The sequence below is a fragment of the Stenotrophomonas sp. STK17_22 genome (genome assembly GCF_051983905.1).
Lineage (GTDB): Bacteria > Pseudomonadota > Gammaproteobacteria > Xanthomonadales > Xanthomonadaceae > Stenotrophomonas > Stenotrophomonas maltophilia_A.
This window is the reverse complement of the sequence record NZ_CP197010.1, coordinates 1806019-1822430: the sequence shown is the minus strand read 5'-3', so window position 1 is coordinate 1822430 and position 16412 is coordinate 1806019. Positions and strand designations below refer to the sequence as shown.

Annotated in this window: 17 protein-coding genes and 4 tRNA genes; 13 read left to right on the top strand and 8 right to left on the bottom strand. The window is 66.5% G+C overall.

Features of this window, described 5'->3' with window-relative positions; translation table 11 throughout:
- Position 1 precedes the first annotated feature (1 nt).
- The 4 genes from panC to pcnB are packed head-to-tail and all read right to left on the bottom strand — an operon-like array spanning position 2 to position 3556.
- Complete coding sequence (panC, locus tag ACSYS9_RS08465; RefSeq protein WP_071229270.1) at positions 2-841, bottom strand: pantoate--beta-alanine ligase; 840 nt, start codon at positions 839-841, stop codon at positions 2-4.
- Positions 838-1653, bottom strand: coding sequence for a 3-methyl-2-oxobutanoate hydroxymethyltransferase (gene panB / locus ACSYS9_RS08460; RefSeq protein ID WP_005416119.1), 816 nt, complete (start codon positions 1651-1653; stop codon positions 838-840). The genes panC and panB overlap by 4 nt, the downstream gene beginning before the upstream one ends.
- Positions 1654-1687: 34 nt before the next feature.
- On the bottom strand, positions 1688-2173 hold the full coding sequence (folK, locus tag ACSYS9_RS08455) for a 2-amino-4-hydroxy-6-hydroxymethyldihydropteridine diphosphokinase (RefSeq protein WP_071229269.1): 486 nt from the start codon (positions 2171-2173) through the stop codon (positions 1688-1690).
- 3 nt (positions 2174-2176) lie between these two features.
- The gene (gene pcnB, locus ACSYS9_RS08450) at positions 2177-3556 is read right to left on the bottom strand and encodes a polynucleotide adenylyltransferase PcnB (protein ID WP_071229268.1); all 1380 of its coding nucleotides are present in this window, start codon (positions 3554-3556) and stop codon (positions 2177-2179) included.
- A 52-nt stretch (positions 3557-3608) separates the two neighbouring features.
- On the opposite strand from pcnB, the gene ACSYS9_RS08445 reads away from it, so the two are divergent.
- Positions 3609-3683 (top strand) — tRNA-Glu (locus ACSYS9_RS08445).
- A gap of 518 nt (positions 3684-4201) precedes the next feature.
- Here ACSYS9_RS08445 and ACSYS9_RS08440 read toward each other — a convergent pair.
- Positions 4202-5626: a sugar porter family MFS transporter gene (locus tag ACSYS9_RS08440; protein WP_071229267.1), complete on the bottom strand. Its 1425-nt coding sequence runs from the start codon at positions 5624-5626 to the stop codon at positions 4202-4204.
- 192 nt (positions 5627-5818) lie between these two features.
- On the opposite strand from ACSYS9_RS08440, the gene fdxA reads away from it, so the two are divergent.
- On the top strand, positions 5819-6142 hold the full coding sequence (gene fdxA / locus ACSYS9_RS08435) for a ferredoxin FdxA (protein WP_004153066.1): 324 nt from the start codon (positions 5819-5821) through the stop codon (positions 6140-6142).
- Between the two features lie 220 nt (positions 6143-6362).
- On the opposite strand, the gene ACSYS9_RS08430 is transcribed toward fdxA, so the two are convergent.
- Complete coding sequence (locus ACSYS9_RS08430) at positions 6363-6878, bottom strand: hypothetical protein (protein ID WP_006432432.1); 516 nt, start codon at positions 6876-6878, stop codon at positions 6363-6365.
- A gap of 32 nt (positions 6879-6910) precedes the next feature.
- Complete coding sequence (gene dapA / locus ACSYS9_RS08425; RefSeq protein ID WP_049463695.1) at positions 6911-7804, bottom strand: 4-hydroxy-tetrahydrodipicolinate synthase; 894 nt, start codon at positions 7802-7804, stop codon at positions 6911-6913.
- 164 nt (positions 7805-7968) lie between these two features.
- Between dapA and ACSYS9_RS08420 the strand changes: the two genes are divergently transcribed.
- The 10 genes from ACSYS9_RS08420 (at position 7969) to ACSYS9_RS08375 (ending at position 13876) form a co-directional block, all read left to right on the top strand.
- Positions 7969-8529 carry a glycine cleavage system protein R gene (locus tag ACSYS9_RS08420; protein ID WP_005409051.1) on the top strand — a complete coding sequence of 187 codons (561 nt, stop codon included), beginning with the start codon at positions 7969-7971 and terminating at the stop codon, positions 8527-8529.
- A gap of 79 nt (positions 8530-8608) precedes the next feature.
- A complete protein-coding gene (locus ACSYS9_RS08415; RefSeq protein ID WP_071229266.1) occupies positions 8609-9088 on the top strand; it encodes a peroxiredoxin in 480 nt (159 codons plus the stop codon).
- An 84-nt stretch (positions 9089-9172) separates the two neighbouring features.
- Complete coding sequence (locus tag ACSYS9_RS08410) at positions 9173-10573, top strand: PhoH family protein (protein ID WP_010484287.1); 1401 nt, start codon at positions 9173-9175, stop codon at positions 10571-10573.
- Positions 10570-11076 (top strand): hypothetical protein, encoded by a 507-nt coding sequence (locus ACSYS9_RS08405; RefSeq protein ID WP_071229265.1) that lies wholly within the window; start codon positions 10570-10572, stop codon positions 11074-11076. Before ACSYS9_RS08410 ends, ACSYS9_RS08405 begins: the two co-directional genes overlap by 4 nt.
- 12 nt (positions 11077-11088) lie before the next feature.
- On the top strand, positions 11089-11757 hold the full coding sequence (locus ACSYS9_RS08400; protein ID WP_071229264.1) for a YoaK family protein: 669 nt from the start codon (positions 11089-11091) through the stop codon (positions 11755-11757).
- Between the two features lie 64 nt (positions 11758-11821).
- The gene (thiD, locus tag ACSYS9_RS08395) at positions 11822-12631 is read left to right on the top strand and encodes a bifunctional hydroxymethylpyrimidine kinase/phosphomethylpyrimidine kinase (protein WP_049423499.1); all 810 of its coding nucleotides are present in this window, start codon (positions 11822-11824) and stop codon (positions 12629-12631) included.
- Positions 12628-13554, top strand: coding sequence for an alpha/beta hydrolase family protein (locus ACSYS9_RS08390; protein ID WP_071229263.1), 927 nt, complete (start codon positions 12628-12630; stop codon positions 13552-13554). The genes thiD and ACSYS9_RS08390 overlap by 4 nt, the downstream gene beginning before the upstream one ends.
- Positions 13545-13621: transfer RNA gene (locus ACSYS9_RS08385), tRNA-Arg, on the top strand. Before ACSYS9_RS08390 ends, ACSYS9_RS08385 begins: the two co-directional genes overlap by 10 nt.
- A gap of 69 nt (positions 13622-13690) precedes the next feature.
- Positions 13691-13767: transfer RNA gene (locus ACSYS9_RS08380), tRNA-Arg, on the top strand.
- Positions 13768-13799: 32 nt separating this feature from the next.
- A tRNA-Arg gene (locus ACSYS9_RS08375) sits at positions 13800-13876 on the top strand.
- A 737-nt stretch (positions 13877-14613) separates the two neighbouring features.
- On the opposite strand, the gene ACSYS9_RS08370 is transcribed toward ACSYS9_RS08375, so the two are convergent.
- Positions 14614-15534, bottom strand: coding sequence for a LysR family transcriptional regulator (locus ACSYS9_RS08370; protein ID WP_049400457.1), 921 nt, complete (start codon positions 15532-15534; stop codon positions 14614-14616).
- 140 nt (positions 15535-15674) lie between these two features.
- On the opposite strand from ACSYS9_RS08370, the gene ACSYS9_RS08365 reads away from it, so the two are divergent.
- On the top strand, positions 15675-16376 hold the full coding sequence (locus ACSYS9_RS08365; protein ID WP_049461316.1) for a pirin family protein: 702 nt from the start codon (positions 15675-15677) through the stop codon (positions 16374-16376).
- Positions 16377-16412 lie beyond the last annotated feature (36 nt).

Here is a 16412-nt window from a genome sequence, read left to right as displayed (position 1 = left end):
CTCAGAACTCCAGGTTGTCGATCAGGCGCGTGCTGCCCAGGCGTGCGGCGATCAGCGCCACGCGGCCACCGCCGTCGAAGGTCGGCTCGGCCAGTTCCGGCGTGCGCAACACGGCGTAGTCGACCTGGAAACCATCCGCCTGCAGCGCGGCCGTTGCGTCGGCCTCGATCTGCGCGCGCGACTGGCCAGCCACGTAACCCTCGCGCATGCCCAGCAGGGTGCGGTGGATGCTGGTCGCGACCGGGCGCTGTTCGGCGCTCAGGTACTGGTTGCGCGAGCTCTTGGCCAGGCCATCGTCGTCACGCACGATGTCCGCGCCGACGATCTGGATCGGGAACGACAGTTCGGCCACCATCTGCTTGATGACGGCCAGCTGCTGGTAGTCCTTGCGGCCAAACACGGCCACATCCGGCTGCACCTGCAGGAACAGGCGCGCCACCACCGTGCACACGCCATCGAAGTGCCCCGGACGGCTGGCGCCTTCCAGCATTTCACTCACGCCCGGCGCGTGCATGCGCGTGGTCTTGTCCACCCCCAGCGGGTACATCACCTCGACGCTGGGCAGCCACACCGCATCGCAGCCGGCCTGGTCCAGCCCGGCCACATCGGCCTCGGGCGTGCGCGGGTAGCGGCTGAAATCCTCGTTCGGCCCGAACTGGGTCGGGTTGACGAAGATGCTCGCCACCACCTTGTCGGCGTACTGGCGGGCCAGGGTCACCAGCGAATGGTGACCTCCATGCAGGTTGCCCATGGTCGGCACCAGCGCCACGCGCAGGCCCTCGCGCTTCCACTGGGCGATCTGCCCGCGCAGTGCGCCGAGCTCGTTGAAGGTCTGGATCATTGGGCGTAGGCGTGCTGTTCGTCGGGGAAGCTGCCGTCGCGCACGGCGTCGGCATAGGCGCGGGTGGCACCGGCCACCGAACCGCCTTCGGCAAGGAAATCCTTGACGAACTTGGGACGGCGATGACCACTGTCCAGGCCGAGGAAATCATGCAACACCAGCACCTGGCCATCGCACTGCGGGCCTGCGCCAATGCCGATGGTCGGCACATCCACCGCAGCGGTCACTTCGGCGGCGACCGGAGTCGGCACGCATTCGAGCACCATGATGCTGGCGCCGGCAGCGGCCACAGCCTTGGCATCTTCCACCAGCTGGCGCGCGGCATCGCCACGACCCTGGATCTTGAAGCCGCCCAGTCGCAGCACCGACTGCGGGGTCAGGCCCAGATGCGCGCAGACCGGAATCTCGCGCTCCACCAGGTAGCGGATGATGTCGACCTTGAAGCCGGCACCTTCGATCTTGACCATCTCGGCGCCCGCCTGCAGCAGCTGCAACGAGGCATCCAGCGCGCGCTCCGGGGTGGCATCGGCGCCGAACGGCAGGTCGGCCACCAGCAACGCACGCTGCAGCACGCGGGCCACGGCGCGGGTGTGGTAGACCATGTCGGCCACGGTCACCGGCAAGGTCGAATCATGGCCCTGCACGACCATGCCCAGCGAATCGCCGATCAGGATCAGGTCGACGCCGTTGGCATCGAAAGTGCGGGCGAAGCCGGCGTCGTAGGCGGTCAACATGACCAGCTTCTGGCCATTGCGCTTGGCCTCGGCCAGGGCGGGAACGGTCCAGGGCTTGCTGTCTGCGTGGGTGCTCATGTGCTGATAACCGGGGGAGATAACCCGGGCATTATCACCCTATCGGCGCAATCCCGCAGGCATCCACCCGCATCACTGCATCCCGCACGCGGCCATGGCCGGGAATGGCCAGATCCGGCGCGATTTCGGCCAGCGGCACCAACACGAAGGCACGCTCGTGCAGGTAAGGATGCGGCACCTGCAGACCAGGCTGGTCGAGCACCTGCGCGCCATACAGCAGCAGGTCCAGGTCCAGCGCGCGCGGGCCCCAGTGCACCGCCGGATCGCGTACGCGACCAAAACGCTGCTCCAGCGCCAGCATCGCCTGCAGCAGCGTATCGGCGGGCAGCGTGGTCTCGACCGCAGCCACCGCGTTGACGAACGGCGGCTGGTCTTCATTGCCCCAGGCCGGCGTGGCGTACAGCTTTGAGGCTTGGCGCAGGCGGGTATCGGGCAGGCCGTCGAGCGCGGCAATCGCCGCGCCGACGGTGACGGCCGCGTCGCCAAGGTTGGCGCCGAGGCCGATCCAGGCAAGGGTCATCGTTTACTCGCTAGCCGCACCGGCCGGGGCACCCGGACGACGGCGGCGACGGCGGCGCTTGCGCGGTGCCCCGCTCTCGTCATCCCCCTCTTCGCTGTGCATCACGTCCAGCGACGATTCCAGCTCGCGACCGGACTGCGCCTGCGCCTCACGCCAGAACTCGACATCGGCGGCGTGCTCGGCCGAGGCCACCTGGCGCAGGCTGAGGAAGTCGAACGCAGCGCGGAAGCGCGGATGGGTCAGGGTACGGAACACGCGCTTGCGCTGGCGCGAGCTGAAGCGCGACTGCAGCAGCCAGATTTCCTGCATCGGCAGCGAGAAGCGGCGCGGCAGCGCGATGGTGCTCAGCTGCTGCACCGTGACGCGGTCGGCCGCACGGCGCTGCGCCTCTTCCGGTGCCACGCCCTGCTTGAGCAGGGTTGCCTGGGCGCGGCAGAACGCCGGCCACAGCAGCAGCGCAAACAGGAACGCGGGCGAGACTGGTTCATCGTTGGCCACGCGTGCATCGGTGTTGGCCAGGCCCTCCACCAGCATGCGGCGCAGCGCGCCGGTGCGGTTGGACTTCAGCGCCTTGGCGCTCTCCGGGAACAGCACGTCCAGCAGGCCGTAACGTTCGAGGCCTTCGAAGCTGGCCACGCCGTGCCCGGACAGGAACAGCTTGAGCACTTCTTCGAACAGGCGCGCCGGTGCGGCTTCGTTGAGCAGGCCCGCCAGGTGCGGGATCGGCGCGGCGGTGCCCTCTTCGATCTGGAAGCCGAGTTTGGCCGCCAGGCGCACCGCACGCAGCATGCGCACCGGATCTTCGCGATAACGCTGCTCGGGGTCGCCGATCAGCTTCATCAGGCGCGCCTGGACGTCTTCGAAGCCGCCGGTGTAATCGCGCACCGAGAAGTCCTCGATGGCGTAGTACAGGGCGTTGCAGGTGAAGTCGCGGCGGATGGCGTCGTCTTCGATGGTGCCGTACACGTTGTCGCGCACGAGCATGCCGTTTTCCATCTCGCGGTCGCCGCTGCCGTCATCGCTGTTGGCACGGAAGGTGGCGACTTCGATGATCTCGCGGCCGAACACGACGTGGGCGAGGCGGAACCGGCGACCGATCAGGCGGCAGTTGCGGAACAGCTGCTTGACCTGTTCGGGCGTGGCGTCGGTGGCCACGTCGAAATCCTTGGGTTGGCCATTGACCAGCAGATCGCGCACCGCGCCGCCGACAAGGTAGGCGCCGAAGCCGGCATCGCGCAGGCGATAAAGCACGCGCAGGGCGTTCGGGCTGATGTCCTTGCGGGAGATCGTGTGCTGGTCGCGCGGGATGACGCGCAGGCTGAACGGTGATGTAGCAGAGGAAATGATGTTGGCGCTTCCGGTTGAAGTTTCGGGATTGCCCAATGGCATCGAGGTGCATATACTAGCGCTCCTGCCTCGGCAGCGACACAGTTACGCTCCCTTCGTCTAGTGGTTAGGACGTGGCCCTCTCAAGGCTAAAACAGGGGTTCGAGTCCCCTAGGGAGCGCCAGTCGCCGCAGCAGGAACCGAAAAAGCCCGCCTTTGTGCGGGCTTTTCTGTTTTCCGGATTTGGCGCACCCCGCCCGCTTGATCGCTGTAGCGCCAACCCTCCCGAAGGGAGCTCGGGCAAGGCCATCCAGGGCAGGACACGCCGTAGACCCATCCCTGGGGGCTCGGTCGCGCCATCCATGGCGCTCACGGTCCTGCCCTGGATGGCCTTGCCCGCGCTCTTCACAGTTTCCGTACTCGCGGCAAACTCAACCCCGACGTGCTGCGCCGCGTCCGCGCAACCCATGATCTGACCAGAGGCTGCAGGCCCGCCGATCCAGGACCGTTGGCGCCATGGGTTGGGCGCATGCGCCCGACGGGTTGGGCAAGGAGCCCAACCCTGGTCTTGCCGAGTGCGCAGGACAGCGCACGCGAGCAAGGCGCCATCGAGCCCCCATGGATGGGTTTACGGCGTGTCCTGGATCGGCTGGCCTGCAGCCTCCCCACGGAGAAAGGAGGCGCTGAAACACAGGCCGGCCGTCAGCCTTCCATCTGCTCCAGCTCCTTGCCCTTGGTCTCGCGCACGTAACGGACCACGAAGAAGATCGAGAGGATCGCAACGACAGCGTAGATGCCGTAGGCCCCGGCCAGGCCGATGCCGGCCAGCAGCATCGGGAAGGTCACGGTGATCGCGAAATTCGACGTCCACTGCGCCGCACCGGCAACGGCCAACGCCGGGCCGCGGATCTGGTTCGGGAACATCTCGCCCAGCATCACCCACATCACCGGGCCCCAGGACATGTTGAAGAACACCACATAGACGTTGGCCGCAACCAGCGCCAGCCGGCCCATGCCATCGGACAGCTGCAGGCGACCATCGGCCAGGCTGCCGCTGGCAAACGCCACCACCATCAGCACCAGCGCCACCGACATGCCAACCGAGCCGATCCACAGCAGCGGCTTGCGCCCGATGCGGTCGATCAACAGCACCGTCAGCAGGCAGGCGCCGATGCTCAGCGCGCCGGACAGCACGTTGATCAGCAGCGCGTCGCTTTCCGAGAAGCCCACCGCCTGCCACAGCACCGCGCCGTAATAGAACACCACGTTGATGCCGACCAGCTGCTGGAACATGGCCAGGCCAATGCCCACCCAGAGGATCGGGCGCAGCTTGCCGGTGACCGTGTCGCGCAGGTCGCTGAAGCGCGGCTTGTGCTGATCCTGGGCCAGGCTGGCTTCGATCTCGGCCTGCTTGGTCGCCGCTGCCGCCTCGCCGTACAGTCGCGACAGTACCGCCCTCGCCTGCTGCTGACGCCCCTTCAGGACCAGGAAGCGCGGGCTTTCCGGAATCACCAGCAACAACAGCAGGAACAGCCCGGACGGCAGCGCCTGCATCCAGAACATCCAGCGCCAGGCCTCATGGCCCAGCCACAACGGCTCGGTCGAGGCGCCGGCGGCGCGGGCCAGCAGGTAGTTGCTAAGGAAGGCCGCGAACAGGCCGCAGATGATCGCCATCTGCTGCACCGTGGCCAAACGCCCGCGATAGCGCGCCGAGGCCACCTCGGCAATGTAGGCCGGCGACATCACGCTGGCCGCGCCCACCGCGAAGCCGCCGAGCACCCGTGCGGCGATGAACAGCCAGGAGGCGTGAGCGGCACCGGCGCCCAGCGCCGAGACCAGGAACATCAGTGCCGAGGCGATCAGCACGCCACGACGGCCCAGGCGATCCCCCAGCCAGCCGGCCAGGAAGGCACCGATCGCGCAGCCCAGCAGCATCGAGGCGACTTCGAAACCGAGCGCCGCCTCGCTGGAGTTGAAGGCCTGGCGCAGGCCATCGACCGTGCCATTGATGACACCACTGTCGAAGCCGAAAAGGAATCCACCCAGCGTGGCCACGCAGCTGATCAGGACGATGAATGCAGTGTTCTCACCACCATGGGAGGCGATGTTGGGCTGGGCTGGGGACATGAACGATCCTGCTGGGAAGGGGTCCGGCCATCCAACGCAGCCGGCTGACCCGCAGCGTCGCACAGGCCTCACCCTGCCGCCAACGACCACCACGGCCGCGCCTGCCAGACGCCCGATTTCCGCCCCGCGCCGACACCGGGGGCCAACCTGTTCTAGAATTGGCGGGTTCAGGAATCGATCCACCCCCAGCCCATGCCCTTTGTCGTCACCGAAAACTGCATCAAGTGCAAACACACCGATTGCGTGGAAGTATGCCCCGTGGATTGCTTCCACGAAGGCCCGAACTTCCTGGTGATCGACCCGGATGAGTGCATCGACTGCACCCTCTGCGAACCGGAATGCCCGGTCAACGCGATCTTCCCGGAGGACGATGTTCCTGCCGGCCAGGAGAGCTTCGTCGCCCTCAACGCCGAGCTGGCGAAGGAGTGGCCGGTACTGACCGTGCGCAAGGACCCGCCCGCCGACGCCGGCGAATGGGACGGCAAGCCGGACAAGCTGAAGCTGCTGGAGCGCTGAGAAGCGCCTCTTGCGGCAACGAAAAGGGCGCCCATGGCGCCCTTTTTCGTTGCTCGGCAGATAGCATCCGCGCGATCCGATAGGTGCCAACCGCAAGATCCGGTAGCTGCCAACAGCAGGATCCGGTAGGTGCCAACCTTGGTTGGCACAGAAGCGCCGACCAAGGTCGGCCTCTACCCGGGCACGTGCGGACCTGGGCCCGCACCCACCCGACCGGCCCTTACTGGGCCAGCTTTGCCTTGAGCGCGGCGATCAGCTTCACCGGCGCTTCTGCAGTGGCCGGCAGGCCACGCGGGTCGACCGCGGAGATGTAAGCGCCGGCATCGACGGCGACCACGCGGACCAGGAAGTTGCTGCCTTCGTAGGCCACGTCATACGAGCCCAGCAGCTGCGCGCGGCTGGCGATGGTCACGCCTTCCACGCCTTCCAGCGCCGTGCCGACCTTGGCGAAAGCCTCGTCCTTGCCGCCGGCAATGGTGAAGCCGGTGTTGCCCACGGCCGGGGCCGCAGCCACCGGGGCCGCCGGCTTGGTCGCCGAGGCAAGGGTCGGCACCTTGTTGTCACTGGTGGCGTTGGGCAGGTTCAGGTCCGGCGGCACTTCCAGCGGACGCATTTCCGGGGCCAGGGCGTAGTCGCCCTTGACGCCACGCTTGAAGCAGCCGGTGGTGCCGGCGGCAACGGCCACCGCAAGCAGGGCGTAGGACAGCACGCGGACGGTGGATACGGATTGACGCATGTGAATCTCCTGGGTCAGACCAAGACGGAAGGTCAGTGGCTGGAAAGGGCTTCGAGGGCGGCGATGTCGCCGGCAAGATGATCGGCCGCCGGATGGTGCGCCGCCGACAGCGGCAGCAGCGGCAGGCGCAGGTCGTGACCGATGCCGATACGGCGCAGCAGCGCCTTGACCGGAATCGGGTTCGGCTCAACGCCGCAGAAATCATGGAACGGCTGCAGGCGCGCATCCCAGGACCCGGTGGCTTCGTGGTCGTGGGCGGCAGCCAGCTCGCACATCCGGCGGTAGGCGCCGGGCAGCACGTTGGAGCCGACCGAGATCAGGCCATCGATACCGGCCTGGATCGAGCGCGCCGCCGTACCGTCGTCGCCACTGAGCACGGCAAACTGCGGGCTGCGCAGGGCGAGCAGCGCCTGCACCCGGCCGGTGTCACCCACCGCCTCCTTGATGCCGACGATGTTGGGATGGCTGGCCAGTTCGGCCACGGTCTCCGGCTGCATGTCGCACCCGGTACGGCCGGGCACGTTGTACAGCACGACCGGCAGCCCGCCCTGGTCGGCAACCGCGCGGTAGTGGGCGATCAGGCCAGCCTGGGTCGGCCGCACGTACGGCGGGGTGACCACCAGCGCGTGGCTGGCGCCAAGCGCGGCGGCACGGCGGGTCTGTTCGATGGTCTTGGCGGTGCCCGACAGGCCGGTACCGGCCATGACCGGGATGCGGCCGCCGATGCGCTCAACCGCGCTGGCCAGCAGCAGGTCGTACTCGGCATCGGTGAGGGTCGCTGCTTCACCGGTCGAGCCGGCTACGACAACGCCATGGACGCCACCTTCCAGTTGCAGGTGCAGCAGGCGCTGCCAACCGTCGGGATCGAGGGCGCCGTCGGCCCGGAACGGGGTCGCCAGCGCGGTGATGAGGCCGGAAAGGGACAAGGACGTGCTGCTCTTGGCTGGAAAGGGAAAACGCCCGCCACGAAAGGCCGGGGGCGACCTGAATGTTACTTGCGGCGCGAAAGCACGGGCAAGTATGCTGGACACCGGTGGATCCCCGCCTCTGGCGGGCATTCAGACTAACGCATGCATTACCCGGAATCGCCTTGACCGACACCACCCCGCGCCCCGCGCCGAGCGAAAACCACCTCCTGATCAACGCCTACACGACGCATCCGGAGTCCCCCCTGCTGTCCGTCACCCGCCGCATTGCCGACAGCGGCTGCAATCTGGTGGACGCACGCCTGGCCACGGTCGGCCGCGATGTCTCGGTCACCGCCCTGGCCACCGGCTCCTGGGACTCGGTGGCCAAGCTGGAAGCGATGCTGACCCGGCTGGAGCGCGAAGAGGGCCTGAAACTGGTCTGGTACCGCACCGCCGCCAAACAGGCGCAGTCCAACCTGCTGCCGTACATCGTCGAAGTGATCGCCGCCGACAAGCCGGGCATCCTGTTCCAGCTGGCCGATTTCTTCGACCGCCAGGGCATCACCATCGAGAACCTGCAGAGCACGCGCTACCGCGCCATGCAGACCGGTGCGGAGATGTTCAGCGCGCAGGTCACCATTGGCGTGCCGGCCAACATGCACATCGCCGCGCTGCGCGACGATTTCCTTGAATTCTGCGACCACCTGAACCTGGACGCGATCATGGACCCGATGAAATTCTGATTCTTCGCGCGCCTCTCACGGGCGCGTGGCGTTTCATGCAATTGTCGTAGAAACAACCCAGGCTCGACAGAAGGACCTCATGAACAACGGCGATACCCTGGACAGCACCACCCTCTCCCTGCCGCTGGCGCTGTCCGGTGGCGAACAGGCCACTCTCGGCGACTACGCCGGCCACTGGCTGGTGCTGTACTTCTATCCCAAGGACAGCACCCCCGGCTGCACCACCGAAGGCATCGACTTCAACGCACTGCTGCCGAAATTCAAGAAGGCAGGCGCGGTGGTACTCGGTGTCTCGCGCGACTCGGTGAAGTCGCACGACAACTTCTGTGCCAAGCAGGGCTTCAACTTCCCGTTGGTCAGCGATGGCGACGAAGCGCTGTGCAGCGCCTTCGACGTGATCAAGATGAAGAACATGTACGGCAAGCAGGTACGTGGCATCGAACGCAGCACCTTCCTGATTTCCCCCGACAGCCGCATCGTGCAGTCCTGGCGCAAGGTCAAGGTTGCAGGTCATGCCGATGCCGTTCTCACCGAACTGAAGGCCTACCAGTCCAAGTGAGTCCCACTGCCTACTGTGTCTGCCATCACCCTGCCCCGCAGCAGGCCGTGGTGGTTTTTCCCTGTCCGTAACCAGGAATCGACGATGACCCGAGGCAAGCGCATCTACGTGCTGGATACCAACGTGCTGATGCACGATCCCACCGCGCTGTTCAAATTCGAGGAGCACGACGTCTACCTGCCCATGCAGGTGATCGAGGAGCTGGACAACGGCAAGAAGGGCACCTCCGAAGCGAGCCGCAACGCCCGCCAGGTGAGCCGCTTCCTCAACGAGCTGGTGCAGGAATCCGGCCTGGACAACCTGGCCGACGGCATTCCGCTGCAGCGACCCAATGGCCTGCAGCTGCGCGGCAAGCAGAGCGCCGGCAAGCTGCGCTTCCAGACCAGCCATTTCGACGCCGGCAAGAGCTTCGGCAAGGTCATCCCGGACAACGCCATCCTCGGCGCGATCCTGGCGCTGAAGGAAGAAACCCCGGACCTGCCGGTGGTGTTCGTCTCCAAGGACATCAACCTGCGTATCAAGGCCGCGATCGCCGGCATCGTGTCCGAGGACTACGAGAACGACCGCGCGCTGGACGATTTCAGCCTGCTCTACACCGGCGCCACCGAGCTGCCGGAAGACTTCTGGAAGCGCCACGGCGATGACCTGCGCAGCTGGAGCGACAAGGGCCGCACGCATTACGAAATCCTGGCGCAGGATGGCGAGGAGTGGTACCCGAACCAGTACGTCTACCTGCCCGGCGAAGATGAAGTCGAGCTGCGCGTCAGCCGCGTGGTCGGCGACGGCAAGGTGGTGCTGTCGCTGGTCGATGATTTCCGCCACGGCAGCCACGCCGTGTGGGGCATCAGCGCACGCAACCGCGAGCAGAACTTCGCCCTCAACGCACTGATGGACCCGGAGATCGACTTCGTCACGCTGCTGGGCACCGCCGGCACCGGCAAGACCCTGCTGGCGCTGGCCGCCGGCCTGGCGCAGACGATGGACCAGCAGCGCTACCGCGAGATCATCATGACCCGCGCCACGGTCAGCGTCGGCGAGGACATCGGCTTCCTGCCCGGCACCGAGGAAGAGAAGATGACGCCGTGGATGGGCGCACTGACCGACAACCTGGAGGTGCTCACGCACAACCAGGAAGGCGGCACGTGGGGGCGGCAGGCGACCAATGACCTGCTCGCCAGCCGCATCAAGATCCGCTCGATGAACTTCATGCGCGGCCGCACCTTCCTGTCGCGCTACCTGATCCTGGACGAGGCGCAGAACCTCACCCCCAAGCAGATGAAGACGCTGATCACCCGTGCCGGCCCCGGTACCAAGATCGTCTGCCTGGGCAACGTCGAGCAGATCGACACCCCGTACCTGACCGAGACCACCTCGGGCCTGACCTACGCGGTGGATCGCTTCAAGAACTGGCCACATAGTGCGCACATCACCCTGCGCCGAGGCGAACGCTCGCGCCTGGCCGATTACGCTTCGGAGGTGTTGTGAACCGCTGCACCCGCCTGCTGCTGCCCACGGCTGCGATCGCCCTCGCAGCCGCCCTGGGTGCCTGCACCACCACGCGCGGCCCGGCCAGCGTGCCGACCGCCGAGCGTACCGGCCAATCCTGGGTGGTCACCCGCCCGATCATCGCCGCGCAGGTGCTCGATACCTGCTCGCGCCCCAGTCCCGGCCGCGAGGCCGGGCGGGTCAGTGGTTACTGGGCGCCCAGCCGGCAGCAGATCGACCAGCTGGAAGCGCAGCTGTCGTCGCTGGAATCACAGGTAACGAAGGTGCTGGACTTCGACCGCCAGTACGTCGGCATCGAAAGCGCCGGCAAGCGTCTGATCTACATCAACGCCTTCCATCTGCCCGACGACAGCGGCATCAACCCGGCACGGGAAGCGATCCGCGTCTGTGACGGCGGCACGCAGTTCTGGGGCGCGGTATTCGACCCGGCCAGCAACACTTTCAGCGAGCTGCAGTTCAACGGCGGCTTCGGCGGGCCCTGAGGGGCCCCGCCGATGGGAATACGCCTGCCCACCTGGGTCTGGATCGGCGCGGTCGCGCTCTCGTGCGTGGCCGGCATGGTCAACGTGGTCGGCTTCCTCGGTTTCGAGCACCAGGCGGTCAGCCACATGACCGGCAGCACCAGCCAGCTCGGCATGGCGCTCGCCCAGGGCGACTGGCGCGCAGTCGGCCATCTATGGGGACTGTTGATCGCGTTCTCGCTGGGCGCGATGCTCAGCGGCCTGCTGATCCAGGACAGCGCATTGCAGCTGGGCCGCCGCTACGGTGTCGCGCTGGCGCTGGAATCGGCACTGCTGCTGGTGGCCATTCCACTGTTCGAACAGCATCAGATCTGGGGCGCACTGGCCGCCGCCATGGCCTGCGGCCTGCAGAACGCGATGGCCACCACCTTCAGTGGCGCGGTGGTGCGCACCACCCACCTCAGCGGCATGTTCACCGACCTCGGCATCGGCCTGGGCCACCTGCTGCGTGGACTGCCGCTGCAGGTTCGACGGCTGACCCTCAGCGGCCTGATCATCAGCGGCTTCCTCGGCGGCGGCATCATCGGCGCCTGGTTGTTCATGCGCTGGCAATACGACGCCCTGCTCGCCCCCGCTCTGCTGACCGGCCTGACCGGGCTGGGTTATGTGGTGTACCAGCAGTGGGCGCGTTGGCGGCATTGAATCAAGGACATCCACGCATGGCGTGGATCTACCTTCCCCTGCGGGACCACGGCACAATCAACTGATGAGTCCGACCACTCCCGTTTCCGCCCTCACCATCGCCGGCTCCGACTCCGGCGGTGGCGCCGGTGTCCCTGCCGATCTCAAGGCCTTCGCCGCGCACCGCGTGCATGGCCTGGCCGTGTTCGCCGCGCTGACTGCACAGAACACCCGTGGCGTCACCGCCGTGCATGTGCCACCGATCGCATTCCTGCAGGCGCAGATCGAAGCCTGCTTCGATGACTTCGATATCCATGCCGTGAAACTCGGCATGCTGGCCAACGCCGAGGTGATCCATGCGGTCGCCGACGCACTGGAAAAGCATCGCCCGCCGCACGTGGTGCTGGACCCGGTGATGGTCGCCACCAGCGGCGCGCGCCTGCTGGAGGAAAGTGCGCTCAAGGCCATGCGCGAACGCCTGCTGCCGTTGGCGACGCTGGTTACACCCAATACCCCGGAAGCAGAACTCCTGATCGGCCGGAAGATCGGCAACGGCGATGACGCCGAACAGGCTGCCTCTGCCCTGCTCGATCTCGGTGCCGGTGCGGTGCTGCTGAAAGGCGGCCACCTGCAGGAAGGCAACCGCGTGATCGATCGCTACTTCGACGGCGTCAGCAGCGAAGAATTCATCCACGCCCGCCTGCCGCTGGACGCACATGGCACAGGCTGCACGCTCGCCTCGGCCATCGCCGCGCAGCTGTGCAACGGCCTGAGCCTGGCCAATGCCTGCGAAGCCGGCATCGACTACGTTGCGCGCGGCCTGCAGCAGGGCTACGCGCCTGGCCGCAGCGAGGTGCTGGTACTCGATCACTTCGGCGCGGCACCGCACGCATGAGTCTCGCACCGGACGTCGTTGCCGTGCAGTGCGCTGATGGCCATCGCTACGAAGTGATCGCCTGCGTGCCCGCACAGCCCATCGCGCGCCTGCTGTGGCTGCCAGCGCTGGGCGTGGCCGCGCGTCACTACCTGCCACTGGCATTGGCGCTGGCGGCGAAGGGCGTGGCGGTCTACCTGCATGAGTGGCGCGGCAACGGCAGCAGCTCACTGCGCCCCTCGCGCACGCAGGACTGGGGCTATCGCGAAGTACTCGAACAGGATCTGCCGGCCAGCCAGGCCGTCCTGGCCGCAGCCGATGACGCCACCGACGCCCTGCCCTGGATCATCGGTGGACACAGTCTGGGCGGGCAGCTGGCCTGCGTGCATGCCGGCCGCAACCCGCAGCACTTCAACCGGCTGTGGCTGGCGGCCAGCGGCTCACCGTTCTGGCGTGGCTTCCCACCACCGCGCGGCTGGCTGCTGCCGCTGGTCTATCGTTTCCTGCCGTGGATCGCGCAACGCCAGGGCGTGCTGCATGGGCGGCGCCTCGGCTTTGGTGGCACCGAAGCGCGCGGGCTGATTGCCGACTGGGCACGCGTTGGCCTGAACAACCACTACGCCGCGGCCGGCATGAACGAAGACCTCGATGCGCAGATGGCGCGCGTGCATGGCAGCGCACAGGCCGTATTGATGGAGCACGACTGGTTGGCACCGACCGGATCGATGCAGACGCTGCTGGCGAAGCTGCCGAATGTGGACGCGCAGCTGCGCGTGCTGTCCGCGCAGGAATTGGGCACGCGCGCCGATCATTTCGCGTGGCTGAAGGCGCCGGAGGCCGTAGCTGACAGCTTTTTCATTCAGTTGGATGAAAATTTTCACAAAACTGTTGACGGTACGCGCCGACATCCGCATAATTCCGCTCCTGTCGCAGGGCGCCCGTAGCTCAGTTGGATAGAGTACCTGGCTACGAACCAGGCGGTCGGGAGTTCGAATCTCTCCGGGCGCACCACTCGACAGGTTTTCAGCATCCGCCGCTGGAAATGCAGTAAAATTTAGCAGTAAGTTGATTGTGTACCGCGCGCCCGTAGCTCAGTTGGATAGAGTACCTGGCTACGAACCAGGCGGTCGGGAGTTCGAATCTCTCCGGGCGCACCATACACAGTCAGCACAACAAGTTTATGTAATTGGCGCCCGTAGCTCAGTTGGATAGAGTACCTGGCTACGAACCAGGCGGTCGGGAGTTCGAATCTCTCCGGGCGCACCATTACACCGAAACAGCAGGCCCCGGCCTGCTGTTTTTTTATGTGTGTTTTTCGGCAGGGCTGCGCCCTGCACCTGCAGATGCTTCAAGCCAAGGCAACGGCAACAGCAAAAGCTGGCATTCCGTGGGTTGGCGGGGCGGTGTCGGAGTGCGGGGACGCCGCAAGTACGTCCCTGTAGGCTTGGCAGCCGCATCCATGCGGCTGACACCCCGCACTCCGACACCGCCCCACCTTCGACAGGTTCACGCGGCTGTTGGTAGGTGTCGACCTTGGTCGACACATCTGTCAGATATCGAATGAATTCATCCACGCATGGCGTGGATCTACCGTGTCGACCAAGGTCGACACCTACCAGAGCAGTACGCCGTTCCGACAGATCGCGGAAAACTGTCGAAGGCGGGGTGGGCCCGGTTGCGGGGGCGTGAGCCGCATGGGCCCGAGGCATGCCTCGGGCGGGTTGGGCAGGACGCCCAACCCCGGTCTTGCCGTGTGCGCAGGATTGCGCACACGAGCAAGCGGCGACCGAGCTTACATGGGTGAGGGCGCTTTGCTTGCGAAGCATTGCTTCGCAAGCGCCCGAACGCACAGCCGCCAGCGGCTGGGCCGGGCCCCGGAGGGGGACTTGCAGCGGCCCCCGCAACCGGCCCCACCGCGCCTCCCCACAGGAAACCAGCTTCTGCTGTTGCTGTTGCTGTTGCTCCAGCTCGTAGCGGGTGCAGGGCGCAGCCCTGCCGTACCCCTACCCCCTGGCCATTGACTGCCACCACTGTGACAGCAGCTCCGGCCTGCGCAGGCGTTCGCGCCACCAGCGCAGTGCGGCGCCATCCTCTCCGGTGCGCCAGGCCAGCCAGAAGGTCTCTTCCGGCTTGTGTTCCTCCACCTCACGGATCACCAGCTGGCCGCGCGCCACCGCAGCGCGCGCACACGGTTCGGGCAGGAAACCGAAGCCCACGCCTTCGCACTGCAGCTTCAGCTTGCTGGCCATGTCCGGCACCGTCAGCATCTCCTGCCCCATCAACAGGCCGACCGTGCGCGGCAGCAGCCGTCGCGCCGAATCGGAGACCGCGATCGCGCAGTGCTCGACCAGCTGCTCGCGACCCAGCACACCCGGCACTGCGGCCAACGGATGATCGGGGGCGACCGCGAACACGAACTCCACCGTACCCAGCGGCTCGACCACGTAACCGCCGCCGCTGGGACCCTCGCCCGGCGCACCGACCAGCAGGTCGGCACGGCGGTCCAGCAAGGCCTCCCAGGTACCGGACAGGGCCTCGCCGATCAATCGCAGCCGGGTCGGTGCCTCGGCCTCACGAAATGCGGCGATGTCCGGGCCGAGCAGCCAGGTCGGGAACACCGAATCCACCGCCAGCGTCAGTTCGGTCTCCCAGCCCGACGCCACCCGGCGCACCCGCAGTTCCAGCTCGCGGGCGGCGCGCAGCAGGTGCCGGCCTTCGTCCAGCAGCGCGCGGCCAGCCTCGGTCGGCTCGGCACGCGGGCCGACCCGGTCGAACAGCTGAACGCCCAGATCCTCCTCCAGCTTGGCCACGGTGTAGGAGATGGTCGAGGGCACCTTGTGCAGGGCCTTGCCGGCGCCGGCGAACGAGCCGCGGCGGTCGATGGCATCCAGGATCTGCAGGGCATCGAGGCTGAGCTTGAGCATTCGAATTTTTCGATGATGGCTGTCAAAACTATCCGTTTTTCAAACCCAGGGCGCAAGCGGATACTTCTCTCCAACGGGGAAACACAGCGGCTATCGGCCCACCCCGCCCCATCGAAACCATCGAACAAGGAGATTCCATCATGCTGCAGATCCGCAAGAGCGCTACCCGTGGCCTGGCCGAGCATGGCTGGCTGTCCTCGCGCCATACCTTCTCCTTCGCCAACTACTACGACCCCCGCTACGTCAGCTTCGGACCGCTGCGGGTGATCAACGAAGACAAGGTGATCGGCGGCCAGGGCTTCGGCACCCACAGCCACAGCAACATGGAGATCGTTTCCTATGTGCTGGGCGGCGCGCTGGAGCACAAGGACTCGATGGGCACCGGCTCGGTGCTGCGTTACGGCGACGTGCAGCGCATGAGCGCCGGCAGCGGTGTCAGCCACAGCGAGTTCAATCACTCCGCCGACGAGACCGTGCACTTCCTGCAGATCTGGATCTTCCCGGACACCGAGAACATCACGCCGTCCTACGAGGAGACCCACTTCGCCCCGGAAACCAAGCGCGGCCAGCTGCGCCTGATCGCTTCGCCGGACGGTGCCGACGGTTCGCTGCGCATCCACCAGGATGCCCGCATCTTCGCCACCATCCTCGATGGCGGCCAGAAGCTGCACCACGCCCTCGGCAACGGTCGTGGCGCCTATGTGCAGGTGGCCCGAGGCCAGCTGCAGGTCAATGGCATCACTCTGGAAGCCGGTGATGCACTGCAGGTCAGCGACGAAGCGCAGCTGACCCTGGAAAACGGCAACGACGCCGAAGTGCTGGTGTTCGACCTGCCGCTGTAACGACAACGCCCGCGATGCCGAAAAGCATCGCGGGCG

Coding starts and splice junctions, on each gene's coding strand:
- ACSYS9_RS08370 (WP_049400457.1), bottom strand. CDS start 15,534: ATGCTCAAGCTCAGCCTCGATGCCCTGCAGATCCTGGATGCCATCGAC.
- thiD (WP_049423499.1), top strand. CDS start 11,822: ATGAGTCCGACCACTCCCGTTTCCGCCCTCACCATCGCCGGCTCCGAC.
- ACSYS9_RS08415 (WP_071229266.1), top strand. CDS start 8,609: ATGAACAACGGCGATACCCTGGACAGCACCACCCTCTCCCTGCCGCTG.
- panB (WP_005416119.1), bottom strand. CDS start 1,653: ATGAGCACCCACGCAGACAGCAAGCCCTGGACCGTTCCCGCCCTGGCC.
- ACSYS9_RS08400 (WP_071229264.1), top strand. CDS start 11,089: ATGGGAATACGCCTGCCCACCTGGGTCTGGATCGGCGCGGTCGCGCTC.
- ACSYS9_RS08410 (WP_010484287.1), top strand. CDS start 9,173: ATGACCCGAGGCAAGCGCATCTACGTGCTGGATACCAACGTGCTGATG.
- ACSYS9_RS08365 (WP_049461316.1), top strand. CDS start 15,675: ATGCTGCAGATCCGCAAGAGCGCTACCCGTGGCCTGGCCGAGCATGGC.
- fdxA (WP_004153066.1), top strand. CDS start 5,819: ATGCCCTTTGTCGTCACCGAAAACTGCATCAAGTGCAAACACACCGAT.
- ACSYS9_RS08440 (WP_071229267.1), bottom strand. CDS start 5,626: ATGTCCCCAGCCCAGCCCAACATCGCCTCCCATGGTGGTGAGAACACT.
- panC (WP_071229270.1), bottom strand. CDS start 841: ATGATCCAGACCTTCAACGAGCTCGGCGCACTGCGCGGGCAGATCGCC.
- ACSYS9_RS08390 (WP_071229263.1), top strand. CDS start 12,628: ATGAGTCTCGCACCGGACGTCGTTGCCGTGCAGTGCGCTGATGGCCAT.
- ACSYS9_RS08430 (WP_006432432.1), bottom strand. CDS start 6,878: ATGCGTCAATCCGTATCCACCGTCCGCGTGCTGTCCTACGCCCTGCTT.
- folK (WP_071229269.1), bottom strand. CDS start 2,173: ATGACCCTTGCCTGGATCGGCCTCGGCGCCAACCTTGGCGACGCGGCC.